Origin of the sequence: Microcystis sp. M179S2 (assembly GCF_020245805.1) — a bacterium.
Classification (GTDB): domain Bacteria; phylum Cyanobacteriota; class Cyanobacteriia; order Cyanobacteriales; family Microcystaceae; genus Microcystis; species Microcystis aeruginosa.
In genome coordinates this window covers 1-21,947 of sequence record NZ_JADBUE010000313.1, presented here as the reverse complement: position 1 = coordinate 21,947, position 21,947 = coordinate 1, and the positions used below count along the sequence as shown (strand labels likewise).

The 21,947-nt window shown below is 42.7% G+C and carries 24 protein-coding genes; 10 read left to right on the top strand and 14 right to left on the bottom strand.

Going from position 1 to position 21,947, the window contains the following annotated elements; all coding sequences use genetic code 11:
* Nucleotides 1–420: 420 nt before the first annotated feature.
* Nucleotides 421–633: a ribbon-helix-helix domain-containing protein gene (locus IM500_RS19775; RefSeq protein ID WP_190722908.1), complete on the top strand. Its 213-nt coding sequence runs from the start codon at nt 421–423 to the stop codon at nt 631–633.
* Between the two features lie 69 nt (nt 634–702).
* On the opposite strand, the gene uvrC is transcribed toward IM500_RS19775, so the two are convergent.
* The 6 genes from uvrC to rfbC all read right to left on the bottom strand — a co-directional run bounded on the left by uvrC (nt 703) and on the right by rfbC (nt 7,048).
* Entirely contained in the window at nt 703–2,580 is a 1,878-nt protein-coding gene (gene uvrC, locus IM500_RS19770; protein ID WP_190722909.1) for an excinuclease ABC subunit UvrC, read from the bottom strand.
* 266 nt (nt 2,581–2,846) lie between these two features.
* A complete protein-coding gene (locus IM500_RS19765) occupies nt 2,847–3,107 on the bottom strand; it encodes a hypothetical protein (RefSeq protein ID WP_002734814.1) in 261 nt (86 codons plus the stop codon).
* Between the two features lie 79 nt (nt 3,108–3,186).
* On the bottom strand, nt 3,187–4,272 hold the full coding sequence (leuB, locus tag IM500_RS19760) for a 3-isopropylmalate dehydrogenase (protein WP_287739386.1): 1,086 nt from the start codon (nt 4,270–4,272) through the stop codon (nt 3,187–3,189).
* Between the two features lie 271 nt (nt 4,273–4,543).
* The gene (locus IM500_RS19755) at nt 4,544–5,617 is read right to left on the bottom strand and encodes a glucose-1-phosphate thymidylyltransferase (protein ID WP_190722911.1); all 1,074 of its coding nucleotides are present in this window, start codon (nt 5,615–5,617) and stop codon (nt 4,544–4,546) included.
* Nucleotides 5,618–5,621: 4 nt separating this feature from the next.
* Nucleotides 5,622–6,497, bottom strand: a complete 876-nt coding sequence (gene rfbD, locus IM500_RS19750; protein ID WP_287739385.1) for a dTDP-4-dehydrorhamnose reductase — start codon at nt 6,495–6,497, stop codon at nt 5,622–5,624.
* Nucleotides 6,498–6,502: 5 nt separating this feature from the next.
* Nucleotides 6,503–7,048 carry a dTDP-4-dehydrorhamnose 3,5-epimerase gene (gene rfbC / locus IM500_RS19745; RefSeq protein WP_147070713.1) on the bottom strand — a complete coding sequence of 182 codons (546 nt, stop codon included), beginning with the start codon at nt 7,046–7,048 and terminating at the stop codon, nt 6,503–6,505.
* 133 nt (nt 7,049–7,181) lie between these two features.
* On the opposite strand from rfbC, the gene bioB reads away from it, so the two are divergent.
* The 3 genes from bioB to lspA are packed head-to-tail and all read left to right on the top strand — an operon-like array spanning nt 7,182 to nt 9,377.
* Nucleotides 7,182–8,276 (top strand): biotin synthase BioB, encoded by a 1,095-nt coding sequence (gene bioB / locus IM500_RS19740; RefSeq protein ID WP_190722913.1) that lies wholly within the window; start codon nt 7,182–7,184, stop codon nt 8,274–8,276.
* Nucleotides 8,248–8,898: a biotin transporter BioY gene (locus IM500_RS19735; protein ID WP_190722914.1), complete on the top strand. Its 651-nt coding sequence runs from the start codon at nt 8,248–8,250 to the stop codon at nt 8,896–8,898. The genes bioB and IM500_RS19735 overlap by 29 nt, the downstream gene beginning before the upstream one ends.
* An 11-nt stretch (nt 8,899–8,909) precedes the next feature.
* Entirely contained in the window at nt 8,910–9,377 is a 468-nt protein-coding gene (gene lspA, locus IM500_RS19730) for a signal peptidase II (RefSeq protein ID WP_002797433.1), read from the top strand.
* Between the two features lie 282 nt (nt 9,378–9,659).
* Here lspA and IM500_RS19725 read toward each other — a convergent pair whose 3' ends face one another.
* The 5 genes from IM500_RS19725 to IM500_RS19705 all read right to left on the bottom strand — a co-directional run bounded on the left by IM500_RS19725 (nt 9,660) and on the right by IM500_RS19705 (nt 12,840).
* Complete coding sequence (locus IM500_RS19725; protein WP_002776225.1) at nt 9,660–9,872, bottom strand: type II toxin-antitoxin system HicB family antitoxin; 213 nt, start codon at nt 9,870–9,872, stop codon at nt 9,660–9,662.
* Nucleotides 9,856–10,122: a type II toxin-antitoxin system HicA family toxin gene (locus IM500_RS19720; RefSeq protein WP_002797432.1), complete on the bottom strand. Its 267-nt coding sequence runs from the start codon at nt 10,120–10,122 to the stop codon at nt 9,856–9,858. The genes IM500_RS19725 and IM500_RS19720 overlap by 17 nt, the downstream gene beginning before the upstream one ends.
* 154 nt (nt 10,123–10,276) lie before the next feature.
* A complete protein-coding gene (locus tag IM500_RS19715) occupies nt 10,277–10,723 on the bottom strand; it encodes an HNH endonuclease (RefSeq protein ID WP_190722915.1) in 447 nt (148 codons plus the stop codon).
* Complete coding sequence (locus IM500_RS19710) at nt 10,720–10,962, bottom strand: hypothetical protein (RefSeq protein ID WP_002767156.1); 243 nt, start codon at nt 10,960–10,962, stop codon at nt 10,720–10,722. Before IM500_RS19710 ends, IM500_RS19715 begins: the two co-directional genes overlap by 4 nt.
* 84 nt (nt 10,963–11,046) lie before the next feature.
* Nucleotides 11,047–12,840, bottom strand: coding sequence for a fatty acyl-AMP ligase (locus IM500_RS19705; protein WP_287739384.1), 1,794 nt, complete (start codon nt 12,838–12,840; stop codon nt 11,047–11,049).
* A 191-nt stretch (nt 12,841–13,031) separates the two neighbouring features.
* Between IM500_RS19705 and IM500_RS19700 the strand changes: the two genes are divergently transcribed.
* From IM500_RS19700 to IM500_RS19685, 4 genes are all read left to right on the top strand, one after another.
* Nucleotides 13,032–13,733, top strand: a complete 702-nt coding sequence (locus IM500_RS19700; protein WP_287739383.1) for a Uma2 family endonuclease — start codon at nt 13,032–13,034, stop codon at nt 13,731–13,733.
* A gap of 82 nt (nt 13,734–13,815) precedes the next feature.
* Entirely contained in the window at nt 13,816–14,349 is a 534-nt protein-coding gene (gene purE, locus IM500_RS19695) for a 5-(carboxyamino)imidazole ribonucleotide mutase (RefSeq protein WP_287739382.1), read from the top strand.
* 42 nt (nt 14,350–14,391) lie between these two features.
* Nucleotides 14,392–15,192 (top strand): tetratricopeptide repeat protein, encoded by an 801-nt coding sequence (locus IM500_RS19690; protein WP_002761720.1) that lies wholly within the window; start codon nt 14,392–14,394, stop codon nt 15,190–15,192.
* A gap of 368 nt (nt 15,193–15,560) precedes the next feature.
* Complete coding sequence (locus IM500_RS19685; RefSeq protein ID WP_287739381.1) at nt 15,561–16,055, top strand: hypothetical protein; 495 nt, start codon at nt 15,561–15,563, stop codon at nt 16,053–16,055.
* Between the two features lie 176 nt (nt 16,056–16,231).
* On the opposite strand, the gene IM500_RS19680 is transcribed toward IM500_RS19685, so the two are convergent.
* Nucleotides 16,232–17,992, bottom strand: coding sequence for a hypothetical protein (locus IM500_RS19680; RefSeq protein ID WP_287739380.1), 1,761 nt, complete (start codon nt 17,990–17,992; stop codon nt 16,232–16,234).
* A gap of 183 nt (nt 17,993–18,175) precedes the next feature.
* On the bottom strand, nt 18,176–19,816 hold the full coding sequence (gene cimA / locus IM500_RS19675) for a citramalate synthase (protein ID WP_287739379.1): 1,641 nt from the start codon (nt 19,814–19,816) through the stop codon (nt 18,176–18,178).
* A gap of 62 nt (nt 19,817–19,878) precedes the next feature.
* Between cimA and IM500_RS19670 the strand changes: the two genes are divergently transcribed.
* Together IM500_RS19670 and IM500_RS19665 are read left to right on the top strand one after the other, a co-directional pair.
* Nucleotides 19,879–20,211 (top strand): 2Fe-2S iron-sulfur cluster-binding protein, encoded by a 333-nt coding sequence (locus IM500_RS19670; RefSeq protein ID WP_287739378.1) that lies wholly within the window; start codon nt 19,879–19,881, stop codon nt 20,209–20,211.
* A gap of 111 nt (nt 20,212–20,322) precedes the next feature.
* The gene (locus tag IM500_RS19665; RefSeq protein ID WP_072927146.1) at nt 20,323–20,868 is read left to right on the top strand and encodes a hypothetical protein; all 546 of its coding nucleotides are present in this window, start codon (nt 20,323–20,325) and stop codon (nt 20,866–20,868) included.
* Here the strand turns inward: IM500_RS19665 and sds are convergent.
* Nucleotides 20,865–21,836, bottom strand: coding sequence for a solanesyl diphosphate synthase (sds, locus tag IM500_RS19660; RefSeq protein WP_190723425.1), 972 nt, complete (start codon nt 21,834–21,836; stop codon nt 20,865–20,867). The genes IM500_RS19665 and sds overlap by 4 nt on opposite strands.
* Between the last annotated feature and the right edge of the window lie 111 nt (nt 21,837–21,947).

Below are 21,947 nucleotides of genomic sequence, written 5' to 3'. Positions count from 1 at the left end.
TGATATCAGCCAGACTTGGAAACTATCTCATCAAATTAGTTCCCCCATAGAACCCCCTTGAGCCATCTGGCACACTTTTCTCTTTTTGTCAAATTTTATGTTAAGAAAGATGTGACTAATGGATAGCTTGATAAGGGGGGTGCCGATAGGCGGGGGGATCTACCCTTGATAAGGGGGGTGTCTGAGAACTTTTAACACCTACCTACTTAAGTCGGTAAGTCGCCTCGTAGGTTGGGTTGAGCGAAACAATACGGAGTCGAAAATGGCTCAATTCGATTGAAAAAGCGAAACCCAACCACCCCAACGGTTATTCTTAGTTGGGTGTAAAGCACCTTATCTGAGGTTAAAATTTATTCTTTCTAATTGTTGCTAGAAATGGGTTATGATGTTTATGCGTTTAGGGGCTAAAGGAGAAAAATCATGGTACATTGGTCACTAACCGGATCAGCTTTAGGACAAAAAGGCGCAAAAAAGGGAAGCTTATCCCAATACGTTGAAGAAGCGGCACAAAGAGCGAGCTTTGAAGCAACCGTGGATTCTGTCCAAGAACGTAACTCGCGTTATTCCGAGGAAGAAATCGAAGAATCTATCAATGAGGCTATCCGAGAAACTCGTGCTGCGTCTCGTTCTTGATACCAATATTCTAATTTCTGCACTGTTACGCAAAAACACACCGCCTTATCTTCTTTATACAGGTTATCCCTACCTAGGATGAAAATAATTATAAATTTCCTTAGCTAATTGTTCCCCAATTCCTGTCACCTGTTGCAATTGTTCTAGGGAAGCTTCGCGAATATAATCCAGAGAATGAAAATGAGCTAATAAATCTTTTTGTCGCTTAAAACCTAACCCCGGTATCTCATCCAGACGGGAACGGCGACTTTTTTGCATCCTTTGTTGTCGGTGAAAGCTAACAGCAAAGCGGTGCGCTTCATCCCTGACTCGACGCAATAATTGCACTCCGGGTTGTTCCTTATCTGTCTCTAAAGGAGAGGATTCCCCGGGTAAAAAAATCTCCTCTCTCTGTTTAGCTAAACTAACAACTTTTACCTGTTCTAATAAATTCATCTCCCCTAAAACTGTCACCACGGCCGATAATTGTCCTTTTCCCCCATCAATCATAACCAAATCGGGAAAATCATCACTTTCGGCAATATTATCGGTATTTTCGGCATAACGACGGAAACGCCGGCGAATTACCTCTGCTAAACTGGCAAAATCATCGGAATGGCCGATTTTAACCTCGGGATTTTTGATTTTATAGTGACGATAATGTTGATTAGCGGCCACCCCATCGATAAACACCACTCCCGACGCGACTGCATTAGAACCCTGAATATGAGAAATATCATAACCCTCGATGCGGTGGGGTAGTGCCGGTAAATCGAGAATTACCGCTAAATCCTGCAAAGACTGTAAATCTCGGTCGGCGCTTCTTTTCGTCTTTTCTAACTCATAAAGAGCGTTTTTCTCGACCATAGCTAATAAATCCGCTTTACTTTGCCGTTGGGGAACAGTTAACTCGACTTTGCGACCTTTTTTTTCCCTTAACCACCCCGCTAACACCTCACCTTCCGGTAATTCGCAGGGTAACAGGATTTCGCTAGGAATTTCCACCCCTTCCACCGATAAATAATGTTCTTCCAGGACTTTTTGCAGGATTTCTCCCTCGTTTGCTGACTGACTATCGGCAAAAAATCCCAAACGTCCCACCAAACGACCAGAACGCACTTGGAATAATTGTATGCAACAATGCTGCTCGTCCTTAGCTAAAGCGATTGCGTCCCGGGATACGGTATCATCAGGTAAAGAGACTTTTTGATCGGTATTAAGGGCCTGTAATCCGCGAATTTGATCCCTAATCGTGGCCGCTTGTTCAAAATCTAGGTTTTCCGACGCTGCGAGCATCTTTGCCGCTAATTTCTCTAATAATTCCCCCGTCCTTCCCTGAAAAATCATCGCCACTTTCTGCAAGGTTTCTCGATAATCTTGGGGACTGATTAATTTTTGACAAACCCCCGGACAACGACCGATATCATAATTTAAACAGGGACGGTCTTTAAACAGAGGTTGGGGACGTTGACGCAGGGGAAAAGTGCGTTTAATTAGGTGTAAAGTGTGGCGCAGCAGCCTTGTATCGACGTAGGGACCATAATAACGGTCTTTTTGGTTATTTATGCTACGTTTGCGGGTAATAAAAATGCGCGGGTAGGTTTCCGACCAAGTAATACAAATGTATGGATATTTTTTATCGTCCTTGAGGAGAGTATTAAAATGGGGCTGATGTTGTTTAATTAGATTAGCTTCCAGGGCCAAGGATTCTGCTTCCGTGTCGGTGACGATAAATTCAATTTCCGTCACCTGTCGTACCATCAAAGCAATGCGGGGACTGAGGGGTTGACTGGGACGAAAATAGGAACGGACTCTAGACCGGAGTTTTTTGGATTTACCGATGTAGAGAATTTCGCCATTTTGGTCGCGCAGGAAGTACACCCCCGGTTCGAGGGGAATTTCCCGAAGACGATTTTCTAGGCGATCGAGGTCTTGGATTAGGGTAGAGTTAAGATTATTCCCGAACATCTTTCTATATTAGGGTTTGCGGCAAAAAGTTTTTCGGTGGGTGTAGGGTGTGGGGTGTGGGGTTTTACCGATTTTCAGGGAAAAAGTCCCGGAATTTTCCCCCCGATTACTCCAATGGCCGGTACTTTTGGATTTCAAAAAGGTCTAAAAGTCTTATCGAACAATGTTTTTAGATTTATTCAGCAAACCCTATGTTAGACAAAAAATTACGTCAGTGGGTATTAGCTGACGTTTGGCAAGATATTTAGGGCAAATCTTCACAAAAATTAATAGGCTTCCGATTCGATTTGCTTAATCGGGACGAAACATTCCCCGGGGAGAAGAATCGGTTTATTGTTAAAAATTAATTGGCCCCGATGATTGTCGCGGTTAATAGCGACACCGAAAGGACGTTTACTAACTCTGCTATTGAGGGTACAGTAGATGCGATAAATGCGTCTGGCCGCCCGTAAGACAGTAGGATCTAACAAAATTGGGATTTCCATATCGACACGTTGTTGTTCTGTTTTCTCGGATAGGGCTACCATAGCACTCGTCTCCCCACGATTAAATTGACATATTTATTAAATCAATGGTATATGACGATTTCCGATTATGCCACTTTTGTTAGGATTCTAAAACTTTTAGGATGGCCTGGCCCATAGCTTGGCATCCCACTAAGGTCATACCTTCCGAGAAAATATCTCCGGTACGATAACCGAACTCTAAGACTTTTTCTACGGCTTTTTCCAGCGATGCTGCCGCTAAAGGCTGATTTAGCCCATATTTTAACATCATAGCAGCGCTGAGAATCTGGGCGATCGGATTGGCTTTATCTTGGCCGGCGATATCCGGGGCCGAACCGTGGACGGGTTCAAAAACTCCCACCCCAGCAGTCCCTAAACTAGCGGAGGGTAACATTCCGATACTACCGGTTAACATGGCCGCTTCATCGGAGAGAATATCACCGAATAAATTGCCCGTGACGATAGTATCAAATTGTTTGGGGGCCCGGACTAACTGCATGGCCGCGTTATCGACGTAGAGATGGGAAAGTTCCACATCGGGATAATTAGCGGCCATTTTCGTCATCCGGTCGCGCCAGAGTTGGGAAACATCAAGAACATTAGCTTTATCGACGGAACAGAGTTTATTGCCGCGTTTTTGGGCAATTTCAAAGGCTACCTTAGCGATGCGGTCCACCTCCGATTCCAAGTAAACCATGGTATTTACACCGCATTTTTCTCCCGTTTCTGTCTCAAAAATCCCCTTCGGTTGACCGAAGTAGATACCCCCGGTCAATTCCCGGACGACCATGATATCCACTCCCTCGATAATCTCCCGTTTGAGACTAGAAGCGTCAATTAATTGCGGAAAAATGGTGGCAGGACGTAAATTAGCAAAAAGACCTAAGCCAGATCTTAAGCCTAATAATCCCGTTTCTGGCCTTTGCTGCCGGGGCAAATTATCCCATTTATAACCCCCGATAGCGGCCAGGAGAACAGCATCACTATTTTTACAGGCGCTCAGGGTTGCTTCGGGGAGGGGACTGCCGGTTTCATCAATGGCTGCCCCTCCAATTAAAGCGGTTTGGAAGTCAAACTGGAGGTCAAATTTTTTAGCGATGACTTTCAGTATCTCTACGGTGACAGCGAGGATTTCCGGCCCGATGCCATCGCCGGGTAGTAGGGTAATGCGATACTGTTGCGTCATAGTTCTAGAACGGTAAAATAGGTCAGACTCTTAATTATAACATAGTTAGGGTTGGCTGAATAAATCTAAAAACCTTGTTGGATAAGGCTTTTAGACTTTTTTCCCCTCAAAAAGTGCCAGCGATTGCAGTGATTGGGGGGAAAATTCCGGGACTTTTTCCCTGAAAATTAGGTAATTGAACCTCTGAAAATCGGTAAAATCCTACACCCTACACCCACCGAAAAACTTTTTGCCGCAAACCCTAATTAAAGGGGCAGTTAATCCCCGATAACTACACTAATTCTACATGGGAATCATCCCCGATCATAAAGCGTAAAGCTTTTGGACGTTGGGGGGCAATTTCTAATTTTGCCCGTCGTCCAATAACACTATCAACTATGCGCTGATGAATGCCAATAATCGTGGCATCTTTGAGAATAACACTGTGTTCTATGTCGGCATCGATTAATTTTACTCCATTAGCCACACTACTATAGGGACCGATAAAACAATTCTCAATGTGACAATTTTCTCCAATAATGACAGGACCGCGAATGGTACTATTAATAATTTTACTACCCTGACCAATTTGTACCCGTCCGATCACCTGACTATTAGCATCAATTTCTCCCTGCAAAGCGATTTCTAGACTGGTATCAAGGATAATCCGATTTGCTTCTAATAAATCATCTTTTTTACCCGTATCTAACCACCAACCCAGTAGTTTATTGGCTTCTACTGCTTTATTTTGATTGATTAATTCTTGGATAGCATCGGTAATTTCTAACTCACCCCGGCCCGAAGGTTGAATAGATGCGATCGCTTGGTGAATGGTGGGGGCAAAAAAATAAATCCCTACCAAAGCTAAATTTGAGGGGGGTTCTTTGGGTTTTTCGACTAAGTATAAAACTTTGCCAGTTTCATCTACTTTTGCTACCCCAAAAGCACTAGGATTAGACACTTTTCGCAGGAGAATTAAAGCATCAAGGGACTGTTTTTGGAAAGAGTCTAAAAAGGGCGATAAATCATCCTCAATTAGGTTATCACCCAAGTACATAATAAAGGGGGAATCTCCTAGGAAAGATTGGGCAGTTTTAACCGCGTGAGCTAATCCGGCTGGTTGTTCTTGGCGAATATAAGTTATCTTAGCCCCAAACTGTTCACCATTGCCCGTGGTCTGACGAATTTCTTCCCCGGTTTCGGGACTGATAATAATGCCAATATCGGTAATTCCTGCGGCGACAATTGACTCGATTCCATACCATAAAATCGGTTTATTGGCCACGGGAACTAACTGTTTTGCCCCGGTATAGGTTAGGGGACGTAACCTCGTACCTTTGCCACCGGATAAAATTAGTGCTTTCATAGTTTTAAAGATTAAATAGTTGGTTGAGCATAGCTTTGAGAGAATCTCGCCAATAGGGAGGAATATAACCCAATTGTTGCGAGATTTTTTGACCAGAAAGAACCGAATAGGCCGGACGCACTGCTGGGGTAGGATATTCAGCAGTAGTAATGGGAATTACTCTCTGAATTTTTAAGGGAATACCGCTTATTTTTGCCTCCTCAAAAATAGCTTTAGTTAAATCAAACCAACTGGCAACACCGCTATTAGTAAAATTATAGATTCCTGCGGGATTATCGACATTAATTAAAAGCTGAGTAATGGCCGTGGCGATATCTTTGGCCCAAGTGGGACTTCCCACCTGATCAACAACTACTTTTAACTCCTCTCTTTCCTTACCTAATCTCAGCATAGTTTTGACAAAATTACTTTTGCCATAACTGCCGTAAACCCAAGCAGTACGCAGGATAATTGCCTGAGAATTAACAGTCTTAATCTCCTCTTCTCCCCTTAACTTTGATTGTCCATAAACCCCTAAAGGATTAGTTAGATCGGTTTCTAGATAGGGGGTATTTTTTCGACCATCAAACACATAATCGGTGGAAATATGGAGAAATTTAGCTTTAATTTTCTCGGCAGATTCCGCCATGATTTTCGGGGCTGTAGCATTGATAGAATAGGCTAATTCTGGCTCGGTTTCGGCTTTATCCACTGCCGTATAAGCGGCGGCATTAACCAGATAATCGGGGTGAATTTCCCTAATTAACTGGCGGATTTTTTCCGAGTTAGTTAAATCTAGTTCTTCTCGACCGATACTAATAACTTCGCCCAAGAATGGTAAAGTTACTTGTAACTCTTGTCCTACTTGACCTTTAGCACCAATTATTAAAACTTTTTTCATTGTCTTTAGGGGAAAACTTCCACGGATTTAAAGGGTTGTCCAGCTTGGTCTTTAGGGGAGAGAATCGGCGGAGTCTCTAGAGGCCAGTCAATCCCTAAATCGGCATCATTCCATAAAATAGTTTTTTCGTATTGGGGATAATAATAATTAGTGGTTTTGTAGAGAAATTCGGCTCGGTCGGAGAGGACTAGAAAACCATGGGCAAAACCTTCCGGGACCCAGAAAATACGTTTATTTTCCGCACTTAAAACACAGCCTACCCATTGCCCAAAAGTGGGGGAACTTTTACGCGCATCCACTGCCACATCAAAAACACTACCGTTCACTACTCGCACCAGTTTACCCTGGGGATTGGGGATTTGATAGTGTAATCCTCGCAGGACATTTTTTAAGGACATAGAGTGATTATCCTGGACAAAAGTGGTATTAACCCCAGTTTTTTCTCGAAAATCTTTCTGATTAAAACTCTCCAAGAAAAAACCTCGATCGTCTCCGTAAACTTGCGGTTCAATGATTAAAACATCAGGAATTTCCGTCGGAATAACTTTCATAAAATCGGAGACAATATAACTTTTGCGGGTAGTCTAGCACAAAAGGGTATTTTTTTCTAAATTTTTTGATTAATCTTTCCTCGGTAACTGAACAATGATAAGATGAGCCTAACTTAGTCAGAGCATAAACGACGTGGTACAAGTCTCTACACACACCGCTACTCAATCTATCCCCCTGGAGGGAGAAGCCTTAAAAAACTGGTTACAGACTAGGGCTAATCAGATTATCGCCGGCGATCGACTCAGTCAGCAAGAGGCCCTAGCTTTAACTGCGATCGAAGGTCAGGAAAATATTTTCAGCTTATGTGAGGCTGCCGATCGCATTCGTCAGGCCTGTTGTGGTAATACGGTGGATTTATGTAGCATTATCAACATAAAATCGGGAAGTTGTTCGGAAAATTGCAGTTTTTGTTCCCAATCCGCCCACCATCCCGGACAAGATTCGCCTATCTACGGTTTAAAAAGTCGCGAGGAAATTGTCAGCCATGCGAAAGCAGCAGCCGAAGCGGGGGCTAAACGCTTCTGTTTAGTTAGTCAAGGCCGGGGATTAAAGTATAATAGCCCTAAATCGCAGGAATTCGAGGAAATACTGGCCACAGTTCAAGAAATCATCGAAACGGCCAAGATTAAACCCTGTTGCGCCCTGGGAGAGTTAACCCTTGCCCAAGCGCAAGCCTTAAAAGAAGCCGGAGTTACCCGTTATAATCACAATCTGGAGGCTGCCGAGAATTTTTATCCTAACGTGGTCTCCACCCACAGTTGGCAGGATCGGGTAGAAACGGTAAAAAACCTAAAAGCGGCGGGAATTCAAGCTTGTACGGGCGGAATTATCGGTATGGGGGAAAGTTGGACCGATCGTATCGATTTAGCTTTTTCTCTGGCGGAATTAGAAGTGGAATCAGTGCCGATTAACCTATTAAACCCCAGAAGTGGCACCCCTTTAGGTCATTTACCCAAACTGGATCCCTTGACTGCCCTAAAAGCAATCGCTATTTTCCGGTTTATCTTGCCCCAACAAATCCTCCGTTATGCCGGGGGACGAGAGGCAGTCATGGGAGAATTGCAAAATCTGGGGCTAAAATCGGGAATTAATGCTATGCTGATTGGACATTATTTGACCACTCTAGGACAACCCCCCCAACAGGATCAGGCGATGTTGGCTGATCTTAGTTTAATAGGAGGAGAAGCCCCCATCCCCGGTGAATACCAACCCCAACAGGCAACCTAAATCACGTCGAGGACGAGAATCTCCGCCCCGGCGCGCTTCCGTATCGGTTCCCAATGAGTTACTCTGGGCTTTGATTGGTTTGTTGCTGACAATTTTTAGTACATTTGTTCCAGTAAGTCTGGCTAGTTGGTCGGCTACGGGTCTATCTTCGCAAAAACTGGGCATAACTTACCAAATTGGGGCAGTATTGTTAACGGGCTGTCTGGGGGGCAAAAATGCCGGGCTTCTTGCCCAGGTGGCCTATATTTTTCTCGGTTTAACTTGGTTGCCCGTGTTTGCCCAGGGTGGGGGAATGGGTTATCTGAAAGAACCCAGTTTTGGCTATATTTTAGGCTTTATGCCGGGGGCATGGCTGTGTGGTTGGCTGGCTTTTCGCTGGCGCGCCAAGATAGAAACCCTGGCTTTAAGTGCTTTTGCCGGTTTGTTAGTTATTCATCTGTGCGGTTTATTATATATGCTGGGATTGTCGATTTTTCAGCCCCAAGCTAGTCAAATCACCTTTCCCGATAGTTTGCCCACCCTATTTATGAATTATTCAGTCTGGCCATTTTTAGGGCAGTTAGTAGTAATTTGTGTGGTGGTAATTATTGCCTTTTTCTTCCGTAAATTATTATTTTATTGATGCCACAGCCAATGTTAAAAAAGAATCGCTGGTTTTGGATAGTGGCGGTGCTTGGTCTAATTTTAGACCAAGTAACTAAGTATATAACCGTGCAGAGTTTTGAGCAAATTGGTGAGACTTTCCCGATTATTCCGGGGGTTTTTCATTTCACCTATGTGATTAATACTGGGGCGGCTTTTAGTGCTTTTCGGGGCGGTGTTGGTTGGCTAAAATGGCTATCCTTATTAGTTAGTTTGGGATTAATGGCTTTTGCTTACTTTGGACCGCATTTAAATCGTTGGGAACAATTAGCCTACGGTTTTATTTTAGCAGGGGCTTTCGGCAATGGTATCGATCGCTTTTTGTTTGGTTATGTGGTGGATTTTCTCGATTTTAGATTGATTAATTTTCCTGTTTTTAATCTGGCTGATGTCTTTATTAATATCGGGATTATTTGCCTATTAATTTCTACCTTTCCCCACAAGTCAAGGGTCCCGTAGGGGCGAAGCATTCGAGCGATAACCTATCGCTGAAACCGTAGATTTCCTATCCGAATGCTTCGCCCTTACTTTTTCTGTTCAAAAAAATCGGGGATTTAGTATTATATTCCTGGAGTCCTGATCATTTAAATATTTTGGAAATCTAGATAATTCCTGTTGAGTACCAATCATAATAAATCCGTTGAGTATAAGCTACATATCAGCAGAGACACTCATGCAAAAGGGGGAATAAATAATCAGTTTTTCATAACTGGATTTAGTATTACATATTCCTGTGCTTGTTCAAGCAAATAATAAACGTCCTTTAGGTTCAGGAATTTCTCGGCCTAATTCCTGTGCTGTTTCAATCCATTGTTGAATAATGATTTCAGCATTTTGCACAGCTTCTTGATAAGTTTCTCCATCAGCCATACATCCTGCAAGTTCTGGAACTTCAACGATAAATAGTTGATCCTCATTACTCCAGTAAATAATCAGTTCATAACGAATTTTCATCTTGATATCCTAACTTATATTTTAAAATCAGACTACGAATTTGCTTAACTTGATAGACTTTGGCTTTTCCTTGTTTGGGTTGCAGATTTAAAATTTCTTCAACTCCTTCTTTGGTAAAAATATGATGACTTCCTCCTATTCGTTGATCAAATCCTAATTTCCTCAGTAGTTGACAAAGTTGCTCGAAGGGAATGTTAGCATCAGAATTACCTAAAAGAATTTTAATCAATAATTTATCCTGTTTGCTCATACATCCGATAAATATAAGTAGGGAGGCACAATTATTTGTAGGATTGGTTAGCGGTAGCGTAACATAATCGGGCGTTGGGTTTCATGCTTCAACCCAACCTACGTTCTGGAAAAAAACTTAATTGAAGCTCATTTACCTAGATAAAAATAAGCTATTATTCCTGTTTTTTATCGGTGCTGGGTGGATGCCAACCTCCCCGGATCCATAATCGACGAACTTTAACGATAAAACCTTCATTATGATTGTCATCATTTAAGTCCAAACGTTCAATAGTTGCCCTAGCGATGGGAGTAAGTCCCACTATTTTTAAAGCATCTGGTGTCCAGATAAAATGTTCTTGCCAATGCTGTTGGCGCGGATTGAATATTTCTACTTCTTGTTCTGTTTTCGGATCAATTGCCTTGATAAAATTGTAGCGATATCTGTTACATCTTTGGCAAGCTAAAGCTAAGTTTGCCAATTCATCTCTGCCTCCTAAAGATTTGGGCTGAATGTGATCTACTTCAAATAGTGCGGCACTAATTTCTTCTGGAGAATGACAGTATTCACACAGATAGTTGGCTCTTGCTCGGACTTGTAATCGAGTGGTGATACTAATCATTTAGATTCAGCAACTATTCGCGCATTTAACAGCGTGAAAATCTCGTTTAACTCTAAAATACCGGCCAATTCTGCGGTTTCTTGAGAATTAAGTTGGGAATTTTTTTCTAGTTCCCGTAGTTCCTCCAATCGACACTGCAATTCCTCGGTGAATTTAAAGAGATAATTTTCCCTTACTGGCGATAGCTTAATTCCTTTTTCAATCCAGGAAGAGGGCTTGACCATCAGTTGAGTTAACATCACTTTCTCCCTAACTTTAATCCTTAACCTAATCCTAACACGATTAGTTATCCTCGATCGGGTGAGCAATGCCCACCCGAAAAACTATGCTTCTGTTGCAGAATTAGAGCGATCGAATTTACTAACTAACTGAGGATTTTCTGACCAAGCATCGATAACACTCATATTACCATTGAGAAAATTCTGTTTAATAGCGCGGCGTTGAATTTTGCCACTGGCAGTTTTGAGAATTGTTCCCGATTTAGCCAGAACAATCGCATGGGTCATAATTTCGTGTTCTTCGGCGATTTCTTGACGGATATCGGCGATTAATTTGGCCGTATCTAATTCGCCGCTGCGACGTTCTAATTCCTGGACAATAACTAACTGTTCTTCCCCATTATCTTCAATGGAAAAAGCCGCACCATAATCGGGACGAAAAACCTCATTAAGATGCTGTACTGACCATTCTAAATCCTGGGGATAATGATTACTGCCACGGACAATAATTAAATCCTTAATCCGTCCCGTGATATACAATTCCCCATCGAGAAGAAAACCTAAATCTCCGGTGCGTAAAAACGGTCCTTCTCCTGTATCAGCAAGATAAGCTTGAAAAGTCTCTTTGGTTGCGTCTTCCCGTTGCCAATATCCAGCGGCCATACTGGGGTCACTGGCCCAAATTTCGCCCACTTCATCGGCTGCACAAAGGGTGAAAGTATCGGGATTAACCATAGCTATACGGGTATCACAGACGCGACGACCACAACTGGGGACGTATCTAACTCCCGTGGTTCGATCGGAGCCTACAGGGACAATTTTACCGCGTTCGTAGGCGGTTGCATCCAAAGCGGTGATAATTGGGGTGGTTCCCTTGGGTTTATTGGAAATCAAGAGGGTATATTCAGCTAATCCGTAGGCAGGGGCGAAAGTTTGCCAAGAAAAGCCATAATCTGCAAAAGTATCGACAAATTTGGCCATGACCTTCGGGTTAATCGGTTCGGCGGCATTTCCTGCGGCCTGCCAACTGCTCAGGTCTAATTCCGCTAAATCGGCAGCTTTAATCCTGCGAGTACAAAGATCATAGGCGAAGTTGGGGGCCTGACTATGAGTAACTTTGTACTTAGTAATATTTTTTAACCACTGCATCGGACGCTTAATAAAAGCAAAGGGAGACATGAGATAGCAGGGTGTACCGTTGTAGAGGGGGACGGTGATACCTTCGACTAACCCGTAATCATGAAAATAGGGCATCCAAGTGAGGGTAACGCTATCCGGTTCGTAACCACAAGCTTTTTGCAAGTAACCGCAATGGTGCATCAGGTTAAAATGACTTAACATCACTCCTTTGGGGATATTAGTCGAACCGGAGGTATATTGCAGATAAGCAAGCGCCGATTTATCCACCTGGGGATCTTGCCATTGGTCCGCGAGGGAAATATCAATACTTTCGGTAGTAATCCATTTCATTTGGTCGAATTCAGGGAATTCTTCCTTAACACCTTCAATAAGAGTCAGAATACTTTCGGTAACTAGGGCAAAGGTGGCATTAGCATCCTTGACAATTGCGCGTAAACGGGGCAGAGTGCGCTTAAGTCGTCCCGATTCCGGTGGGGGGACGGGAATGGCAATCACTCCCGCGTAGAGACAACCACAAAAAGCGGCCACTACTTCTAAACTTTGAGGATAGAGTAATAGGGCGCGTTCCCCTTGGGCCTGGTATTTTTGCAAATAGGCGGCGATTGCTCTTGCTTGGCGATCGAGTTCACTGTAGGTTAAAGGTGGGGTTTCTTTTCTACCATCGATAAGAAAAGTGTAGGCATGGCCCTCTGGTTGTGCCGTGGCGCGGTAACGTAAGAGTTCTACTAGGGTTGCAGGTTGAATTAAGGTTTCAGTCATCGTTGTTATCGGGCTTATTGGGGCTATTGTATAGAAGTTTTAAGATATTTGCCCATGGCGCTAGGATAAAGTGCGAAAGGCGATCGGTCAAGGTATAGGATTAAGTTATTGGTTAAAATCCCGCCCGCCTTATCTGTGCAATTGTGGTAAAAAGCTATAATTAATCAATCCTAAAATATCGGGAAAAAGTCATGACAGCCCTAGACATAATCCCAGATGTCACCTATCTCCCCACAGATTTATGGAGTGATGAACCACCATTGGAAAGTGATCTACACCTGCAACAGATCATCATTCTCCTTAGTTGTCTAGAATTATTATGGCGCGAGAGGAGTGATTACTACGCTTCGGGAAATCTGACCATCTACTACAACGAGGAACAACTGAAAAAACGCAATTTCTGTGGTCCTGATTTTTTTGTGGTTTTAGATACCGAAAAACGTCCCCGCAAAAGTTGGGTAGTTTGGGGAGAACAGGGTAAATATCCCGATGTAATTGTCGAGATTCTCTCCGATTCTACGGCCAATATTGACCGCAATAACAAGAAAATTCTCTATCAGAATACCTTTCGCACTCCTAATTATTTTTGGTTCGATCCTAATACGTTAGAATTGCAAGGATTTAGACTAATTGGGGGACAATATCAAGCCATTTCTCCCAATGACCAAGGTTATTTATGGAGTGAACAGTTAGGATTATATTTAGGGATATTTGACAGTAAACTGCGTTATTTTACCGCCGATGGTCAATTAGTCCCCACTCCTCAAGAAGCCGAATTAGAGCAACGACAGGCAAAAGAACAGGCTCTTTTAGAAAAAGAAAGGGAACGACAAGCTAAAGAAAAATTAGCGGCAAAATTGCGAGAATTAGGCATCGATCCCGATACAATTTAGGGGAAATCTGATCGGTAGGGTTTGAAGACAAAATAACAAACCCTGCTATAAGATTAAAAAGCAAAATTATTTTCTAGTAGCTATGGTGACAGCAGCGCCCCTAGTGGGTGTAATTATGGGCAGTGATTCCGACTTACCCACCATGAAAGAAGCGATCGCAGTTTTAGAGGTTTTTCAGATTAGCCACGAAGTCGCCATCGTCTCAGCCCATCGTACCCCAGAAAAAATGTTTGAATACGGCAAAAACGCTCATAATAGGGGAATAAAAGTGATTATCGCCGGAGCCGGCGGCGCTGCCCATTTACCCGGGATGGTAGCATCTCTAACTCCCTTACCCGTGATTGGAGTTCCCGTAGTCACGCGCACTTTACAAGGGTTAGACTCTCTCTATTCAATTGTACAGATGCCCGCAGGCATTCCCGTGGCCACGGTGGCGATCGGTAATGCCAAAAATGCCGGACTTTTAGCGGTTCAAATTCTCGCCACCAGTAATACTGATCTTTTAGAGCAAGTTATCGCCTATCGTCAATCCCTCACCGATTCCGTCCTCGAAAAACAAAGCAATCTTCAACGACTAGGCTATCAAGACTATCTAGAGCAGAGTTCACCTAAGTAGGGTAGATTGAGAAAAGATTAAGTAACAAATTATGAAGTAATTATGCGTTGGATCACCGCTTGTGTATTGAGTCTATTGCTCTTTTTTGCCCTACCCATAGCGGCTTATGCCGATAGCCCGACTATTAGCGAAGAACAGATTAGAGAAGGGGAAGTTATCGCCGAAAAAGCCCTAGAAGCCACAGAAAAAGGGGATTACGCCCAGGCCGAAAGCTATTGGACCCAATTAGTCGCCAAATTCCCCACTAATCCCGCCGTCTGGAGTAATCGCGGCAATGCCAGAGTCAGTCTCAATAAATTAGAGGATGCGATCGCTGATTTTAACCAAGCGATCGCCATTGCCCCCGATGCCCCCGATCCCTACCTCAATCGCGGCACCGCTTTAGAGGGAGAAGGCAAATATCAAGAAGCGATCGCCGATTATAATAAAGTTTTAGAACTGGATCCCAATGATGCCTTTGCCTATAACAATCGCGGCAACGCCGAAGGCGGTTTAGGGGACTGGGAAGCCGCCGTCAAAGACTATCGCCAAGCCACTCAACTAGCCCCGAATTTTGCCTGGGCGCAAGCTAATCTGGCTCTGGCCCTGTACGAATTGGGCAGATATCCAGAAGCAGTCCAAAAAATGCGGAATATTGCCCGCAAATACCCCATGTTTCCCGATGTCAGAGCGGCCTTAAGCGCCGTTTTATGGACCCAAGGACAACAGGGAGAAGCGGAAAGCAATTGGGTAGCCGCCGTCGGCATGGATACCCGCTATCAAGACCTCGATTGGGTAAAAAGCGTGCGCCGTTGGCCGCCAAATATGGTTCTAGCCTTAGATAAGTTTCTTAACTTAAAGTAAATAAGGACTAAATAGCAATTTTTCTCGCAGTAGCGGGACTGAGAGGCCAATTATCCTGAAATCCGCGACTAAAATACCATTGAGATGTGCTGGGTTGTACTGCATTTAAACTGCGTCGGGGAAATTTTAGTACAAATGCTCAAACTTCCTCGACCCAACTCCGGTGGGGTTAAATACAGAAACTTGCAACTTTGACACCGCCACTGTCACTACCACCCCTAAGAGATGAAGTGTAAACTAATTAATTTGCTATCATTTCTGGACGACCAGCTACTGTTCCCCGTTCCCCAAAAAGAAAACTTTGTACCTTACCACTAAGATAACTGCTGTATCTGCAATGGCCTTTTTTACTCTCACTCACATTAACCATGACCGAGCCAACCCAATTAAACTATCACGATACCTATTCTTGTCCCGTCTGTCGCCATGGTAAAATTGCCGCTTTACCCCTCATGGAAGCCTATGCTTGTAACTTTTGTCAACACATTTTTACCGCTAATTTAGAACAACAAGTTTTAAAAATGGCCGATAGTCAATTACCCTTAACTTGGTATTGGAATGGTAAGTATTGGCAGGGTTTACCGAGAGAAGGAATGGAGATGGCAGGTTTTTACTTAATTATCGGTTTAGGATTTGTGATTTTTCCCACAGCAATTGTGGCTACGGGAGCCTATCTTTTTCCTCCAGTCGAGGGGAGTCCTTTGTCATGGGTGCCTCTATTTTGGTCGATTTTAACCTTTATTTGCCATGGTATTTGTTTACTCTGGTTAATGATCGAATATTATCAGTTTCCCGTTAATATGTATCTGCGGGCCTTGGCCCGTCGTTGGCAAAATTCTGTCGTCACTAGATTATTATCCTAGGGTTATTTAACTGCTCCAAAGTCTGACTACAAAAATTTGCTCCCTCTAAATTTTCCTTTTTAAGAGGGACTTAGATTCAATCTGTAATTTGCCTAGAGAGAATTGGTATAAAAGAGTGATTAAAGACGGGAAAAACTTAATCAGAAAGGATAAATTTTACTCGACATTGACTAACCTTAAAAAGGTTGAAAATAATTGACAGATTTTTTATTGTTAGGAGAGATTAAATAATCGTACAAATATGCTTTCTCAAAAGAATCTAGAGTTGAATTAGTCAGGGGTTTAAAGGAAAATTTCTTAGTTCCGACAACAATTGGAGTAGTTGTGCGGACAAGTTTCCCATCTTTTTCCTGTAACAAAATAATTTCCGAAGTTTTAACTTGACGAGGGGATTCCCAAGTATAATAATAGGACAGCAATCCATTGTCGTTATTTAAAGCCATTTCTCCATTGGCAGGGATTTTTTGCTGCCAATCAGGATTGAGCTTATATAGTTTAGGAACGTTTTTCCATTGCCAAGGAAATTGATAAAGTTGACCGACTACACTGGGCATAGACCAAGCAAAAGGATGGATTTGTTCACCCCAAGGAAGAAGAGCATCAACAAGAATAACAGTTCCATCAGTTAAATCTGGAGCCAAGTGCATGACATCTGTCCAAAAGGCTCGTTGATACTGCCAACTGCGCTGATAGTCTTGCTGTACCATGATCCCAAAACCGATCAATAATGCAAAGAATGCCGCTAAAATAGCAGCGGCAAGATTCTTGAGTCGATATCGATTAGCTAGTAATAAGATAGCCGAACAGGCACAAGCAACTATAATAGATGCTCCGATTGCTGCTGCTACATGAACCCGTGAAGCTCGACCACTAATTTCTGTGGCAAGTTCTGTCAAAGTAAGAGGATAGGCTAGAGTTAACAAAATAAATCCAACTAAAGTTAGTTTAGTCAAATGCTGAAAATAATTAAAATTTTCCGAACAAGAGACTGAGTTTTGACTAGAAACATTTTGGCGATATGGTGCAAAATCTAGCCTTGATAATACCCATACGAATCCAGCCAAACAAAAAGAAATTAATATTATCAATTCACCCTTTGATTGCAGTAGGTATAATAAAGCTTGAAAGGGACGATAAAAAAACATACTTATGGAAATGAAAGGTCCATAAAATTGATTACTTAATGACCATCTAATGGTGGAAATAAAGTCTAGATTTTTAATCACTCCCACCCCACCAATAGAGAGTTTTCTGATGATAACAATAGAGATAATCATCCCTCCTAGAATTATAATATGTCTCAGTAATTCTCTTCTGAGCTTAAGATCCCATTGCCTTTGGAGGAGAGGCACTGCTAAAAATACTGGAAAAATTGTTTCGTAACATAGTAGACTTCCAAGAATAAACCCATAAGATAATATTTTTTTTTGGGATAGATAACAGTGAGTTGCTGCCAGTAGAAATGTTAAAGATGGTTGAATTCCGAGTGAGTGAGTCAGAAAGGGTTTGGTAGTATCAGCAGGAAATAAACAAAAAGCCAGCGCACCTGTCATGGCAAAAAATTGGTTAGCAGACAAGCGCTTTAATAGTAAATAAAAAAGGAAAGTATTAATAGTAATAATAACGTATCCAATCCAATAGATTGATTGTAATCCCCCTAGTCGGAATCCCAAAAATGACAGTAGATAAATTAACCCATCGTGTAATGGTCGTCCTTGAGAATTGCTAAAATGTAGAATGTAATTACCTATTTCAGCCCAAGCTAGATCAAAGACTTTAGAAACTCTATTATAGTCGTCTTCATATAATCCAAAGCTGCCAGAGTACCAAAAATGAGCGATCCAGATGGTAAGAGCAAGGATGAAAAAGGCTTTTAAGTTAGACCAAGATTTATAATTTGAATTAATCCAATTTTTCAAGACTTTTAGCTTTATCATATAGATTGTAAATAGAATAAGGATATGATAGCATAAACGTTATCCTGTTTAAAAGGTATAAGGGAGAACGGAGCAGGGGAGATAGGAGATAGGAGATAGGACATAGGAGATAGGAGTCAGTAGTTAAATGTTCAGTGAAAACTCAAATCTGACTCCTGATAACTGATCACTGATAACTGTTCCCTAAATTATCCCCAAAGGACAAAATTGACCCGATAATTCTAGTTGATTGTTTTGCAGTAGATATAAACCGTACTCAATTCCTTCTACCACTGCTTGATAGGAAGCTTCCAAAATATTACTAGACACTCCCACGGTTGTCCATCTTTGTTGACCGTTACTGGACTCGATTAAAACCCTAGTTTTCGCTGCCGTCCCCGAACCACTATCGAGGATTCTCACTTTATAATCGGTCAGGTGAAAGTTAGCAATTTCGGGATAGAATTTGACTAAAGCCTTTCTTAAAGCTCGATCTAAAGCGGCCACCGGCCCGTTACCCTCGGCCACTTCTAATAAATCTTCCTCTTTTACCCGTACTTTAATTGTTGCAATCGCATTACCACTATCCCGCAGCATATCACAATAAACTTGGAATCCTTTTAATTCAAAAAGGTGGCTTCTCTGTCCCAAAGCTTCCCGCATTAATAACGCAAAACTAGCTTCGGCTGCCTCAAATTGATAACCCTCACTTTCCAAGATTTTTAAACGTTCCAAAATTTGCCGACAGGTGGGATCATCTTTATTCAAATCGATGCCAAAACTGCGCGCTTTCGCTAACACATTACTTAATCCCGATTGGTCAGAAATGACGATGCGGCGCTGATTCCCGATCGCTTCCGGGTTAATATGTTCGTAGGTCAGGGGATTTTTCGCCACCGCAGAAACGTGAATGCCGCCTTTATGGGCAAAAGCGGAGCGTCCGACGAAGGGAGCGTGATCATCCGGGGCTAAATTGACCATTTCGCTGATTTTTCGGCTAGTTCCCGTCAATCGGCCTAATTGATTTTCTTCTAGGCAGGAAAAGCCCATTTTTAACTGAAGATTGGGAATTAAAGTACATAAATTGGCATTGCCGCAGCGTTCCCCATAACCGTTAATTGTGCCTTGAATCATGCGTGCGCCCTCGTTAACTGCCGCTAAGGAGTTAGCCACGGCGGTTCCTGCGTCATTATGAGCATGAATGCCTAATTGAGGCGCATTTTCCTCATCGGGATCGATGCCCAATTGCTCCCGCACTTTCTCCACAATCGGGGCGATTTCTTGGGGTAAAGTGCCCCCGTTGGTATCACAGAAAACTAACCATTCGGCCCCGGCAGCCCTGGCGGTTTTGAGGGTTAAAAGGGCGTATTCGGGGTTATTTTTGTAACCATCAAACCAATGTTCTGCATCATAAATGACTCGTCTTCCCTGACAGCGTAGATACTCGATCGTATCTCCTATCATGGCTAAATTCTCCTCCAAACTGGTTTTTAAGCCCTCTGTGACGTGCAGATCCCAAGATTTGCCGAAAATTGTCACCCAACGGGTTCTAGCGGCGAGAATGGCGGTTAACATCCGATCTTCCCGGGCCTCGATCTGGGGGCGACGAGTGGAACAAAAAGCGACTAATTCCGCTTGTTTTAGGGGTTCTTCGTGCAGTTTCCAGAAAAATTGACCGTCTCTTGGGTTTGCGCCTGGCCAACCGCCTTCGATAAAAGGAATACCCATCCGATCTAATTCCCTAGCGATTTTAATTTTGTCTTCTAGGGAGAGGGAAATACCTTCTCGCTGGGCCCCATCCCGGAGAGTAGTGTCATAGACCCAAATGCGCTTACCATTGTTCATAGAAATAGTCAATAGGTGTTAATATTAATTAATAACTGTAGCGACTTAAAATCACGCCCCTAATGCCTAGAATAACAGTTTACGGTCAAACAATCACCTGCGATCGAGGTGAAAATCTCCGTCGTATATTATTAAAACATGACATTTCTTTGTATAACGGCGGTTCCAAGTTAATCAATTGTCGCGGCATCGGCAGCTGTGGAACCTGTGCGGTGGCAATTGTGGGCGAAGTTTCTGCTATCAATTGGCAGGAAAAAGCGCGTCTTTCTTTACCTCCCCATAACCACGATAATAACCGTCGTCTTGCTTGTCAAGTCAAAGTTTTTGGTGATATCGAAGTTACTAAATACGATGGTTTTTGGGGACAAGGAGACTCAGTGATCACTGATCAGTGATCAGTTTTGAGTTTTCAGTGAACAGTATTAAGTATTAAAGTGTTAAAGTATTAAGTGGCAAGTTCGGAGCCTTCTTTTCACTGTTTACTGTTTACTGATTAAGGTTATCAAATGAACGAGACAATAACTTTTCGGATATCACCAATAATTCGGGTAACTTTATTAAGTTTATATGTGGCGTTAACCATCCCTTTACCCTTTTTAGCAAAAGTCACTAATTCCCCTGTTAATCCCAATTTTCTCTGGGTAGGAATTAGCTTAGGATTAATCGCTTTATACGGAGCTTTAAGTGAAAGAGTCATTTTATCAGAAACAGGGATACAAGTTACCTATCCCCAATGGTTTCCTGCTTTTCTTCGCTCTGGTTGGTGGTTAAATTGGACAGATATAAAAGAACTTAAATGTCGCAGTACAGGACAGGGTGGTTTAGTTTATTATTTCCTTGATCGCTCCTCGGAAAAAGCCTATTTATTGCCGATGCGAGTAGTGGGATTTAATCGCATGGTCAAAATAATCGCAGAAAAAACTAACTTGGATATGACTGATATTCGCCCCCTTTCTCAGCCTTGGATGTATGGAATTCTTTTTATTCTCACCCTATTTTTATTATTAGTCGATGCTTGGACTATTGCTACGGCGAGAACTATTATTCCCTAATAAATTCGGCTCAAAACGTAATCTACTAGCTCGATTAACACATCTTTTGAGGGAGAAGAAGCTAAGCAGTCAAGGTGTTTTAAGGCACTTTGACCGTATTGATCGGCTAATTCTTTTGAGCGAGGAATACCTTGGCTAGAGTGAATAAAATCAAGAGCTTTTTCGATGTCTCCTTCCTGACTAAATTCCCGCTCGATTAACACTTCTATATAGGGATTTTCCTCCATGGCAAAGAGAGCGGGAGCGGTGATATTACCACTGATCAAATCGGAGCCAGAGGGTTTTCCTAATACTTCCGTAGGGGAGGTAAAATCGAGAATATCATCGACGATTTGAAAAGCTAATCCTAAATCGCGACCATAATTATATAAATGATGATTAACTTCAGCTGATTGCTCGCTTAATACCCCGGCCGCTTTGGCACTGTTGGCAATTAAAGAAGCAGTTTTGTAGTAACTTTTTTCTAGATAAGCTGCCAAGGAGATACTGGTATCAAAGCGATTAATTCCCTGTTGAATTTCCCCTTCAGCAAAATCGCGAATCACTTCTGAGAGCAATTTTACCACTTCTAAATTATCTAAATTTGCTAGATACCAAGAGGATTGAGCGAAAAGAAAATCCCCCGCTAAAACCGCCACGCGATTGTCAAATAAACTGTTAACGGTGGGAACACCGCGCCGCAATTCTGCCTCATCTACCACATCATCATGGACGAGACTGGCAGTGTGGATCATCTCCGTGATTTCCGCTAATCGACGATGACGGGGAGTGATATCCCGGTCTAACATGGTAGCGCGAGACACTAACAACACGATCGCCGGTCGAACGCGTTTACCACCGGCCTCGAACAAATGTTCTGCTGCCGCCGCTAAAATGGGATGACGAGCGCCGACGAGGTTTTTTAAGTTATCGGTCAAAAGACGGAGATCATCGTCAACGGGTGCGAATAAAGAAGTTGTTGGGATCATTGGTTAGCCAATTGGCGAGATAGTTACGAAAGTTTACATATCCTTACATTTATTTTAAGCTAACCGTCCAGACTAGGGAAGGGGAAGCATCAGTGATCAGTAAACAGTGAG

Coding starts and splice junctions, on each gene's coding strand:
- IM500_RS19775 (WP_190722908.1), top strand. CDS start 421: ATGGTACATTGGTCACTAACCGGATCAGCTTTAGGACAAAAAGGCGCA.
- uvrC (WP_190722909.1), bottom strand. CDS start 2,580: ATGTTCGGGAATAATCTTAACTCTACCCTAATCCAAGACCTCGATCGC.
- IM500_RS19765 (WP_002734814.1), bottom strand. CDS start 3,107: ATGGTAGCCCTATCCGAGAAAACAGAACAACAACGTGTCGATATGGAA.
- leuB (WP_287739386.1), bottom strand. CDS start 4,272: ATGACGCAACAGTATCGCATTACCCTACTACCCGGCGATGGCATCGGG.
- IM500_RS19755 (WP_190722911.1), bottom strand. CDS start 5,617: ATGAAAGCACTAATTTTATCCGGTGGCAAAGGTACGAGGTTACGTCCC.
- rfbD (WP_287739385.1), bottom strand. CDS start 6,497: ATGAAAAAAGTTTTAATAATTGGTGCTAAAGGTCAAGTAGGACAAGAG.
- rfbC (WP_147070713.1), bottom strand. CDS start 7,048: ATGAAAGTTATTCCGACGGAAATTCCTGATGTTTTAATCATTGAACCG.
- lspA (WP_002797433.1), top strand. CDS start 8,910: ATGTTAAAAAAGAATCGCTGGTTTTGGATAGTGGCGGTGCTTGGTCTA.
- IM500_RS19725 (WP_002776225.1), bottom strand. CDS start 9,872: ATGAAAATTCGTTATGAACTGATTATTTACTGGAGTAATGAGGATCAA.
- IM500_RS19720 (WP_002797432.1), bottom strand. CDS start 10,122: ATGAGCAAACAGGATAAATTATTGATTAAAATTCTTTTAGGTAATTCT.
- IM500_RS19715 (WP_190722915.1), bottom strand. CDS start 10,723: ATGATTAGTATCACCACTCGATTACAAGTCCGAGCAAGAGCCAACTAT.
- IM500_RS19710 (WP_002767156.1), bottom strand. CDS start 10,962: ATGTTAACTCAACTGATGGTCAAGCCCTCTTCCTGGATTGAAAAAGGA.
- IM500_RS19705 (WP_287739384.1), bottom strand. CDS start 12,840: ATGACTGAAACCTTAATTCAACCTGCAACCCTAGTAGAACTCTTACGT.
- IM500_RS19700 (WP_287739383.1), top strand. CDS start 13,032: ATGACAGCCCTAGACATAATCCCAGATGTCACCTATCTCCCCACAGAT.
- purE (WP_287739382.1), top strand. CDS start 13,816: ATGGTGACAGCAGCGCCCCTAGTGGGTGTAATTATGGGCAGTGATTCC.
- IM500_RS19690 (WP_002761720.1), top strand. CDS start 14,392: ATGCGTTGGATCACCGCTTGTGTATTGAGTCTATTGCTCTTTTTTGCC.
- IM500_RS19685 (WP_287739381.1), top strand. CDS start 15,561: ATGACCGAGCCAACCCAATTAAACTATCACGATACCTATTCTTGTCCC.
- IM500_RS19680 (WP_287739380.1), bottom strand. CDS start 17,992: ATGATAAAGCTAAAAGTCTTGAAAAATTGGATTAATTCAAATTATAAA.
- cimA (WP_287739379.1), bottom strand. CDS start 19,816: ATGAACAATGGTAAGCGCATTTGGGTCTATGACACTACTCTCCGGGAT.
- IM500_RS19670 (WP_287739378.1), top strand. CDS start 19,879: ATGCCTAGAATAACAGTTTACGGTCAAACAATCACCTGCGATCGAGGT.
- IM500_RS19665 (WP_072927146.1), top strand. CDS start 20,323: ATGAACGAGACAATAACTTTTCGGATATCACCAATAATTCGGGTAACT.
- sds (WP_190723425.1), bottom strand. CDS start 21,836: ATGATCCCAACAACTTCTTTATTCGCACCCGTTGACGATGATCTCCGT.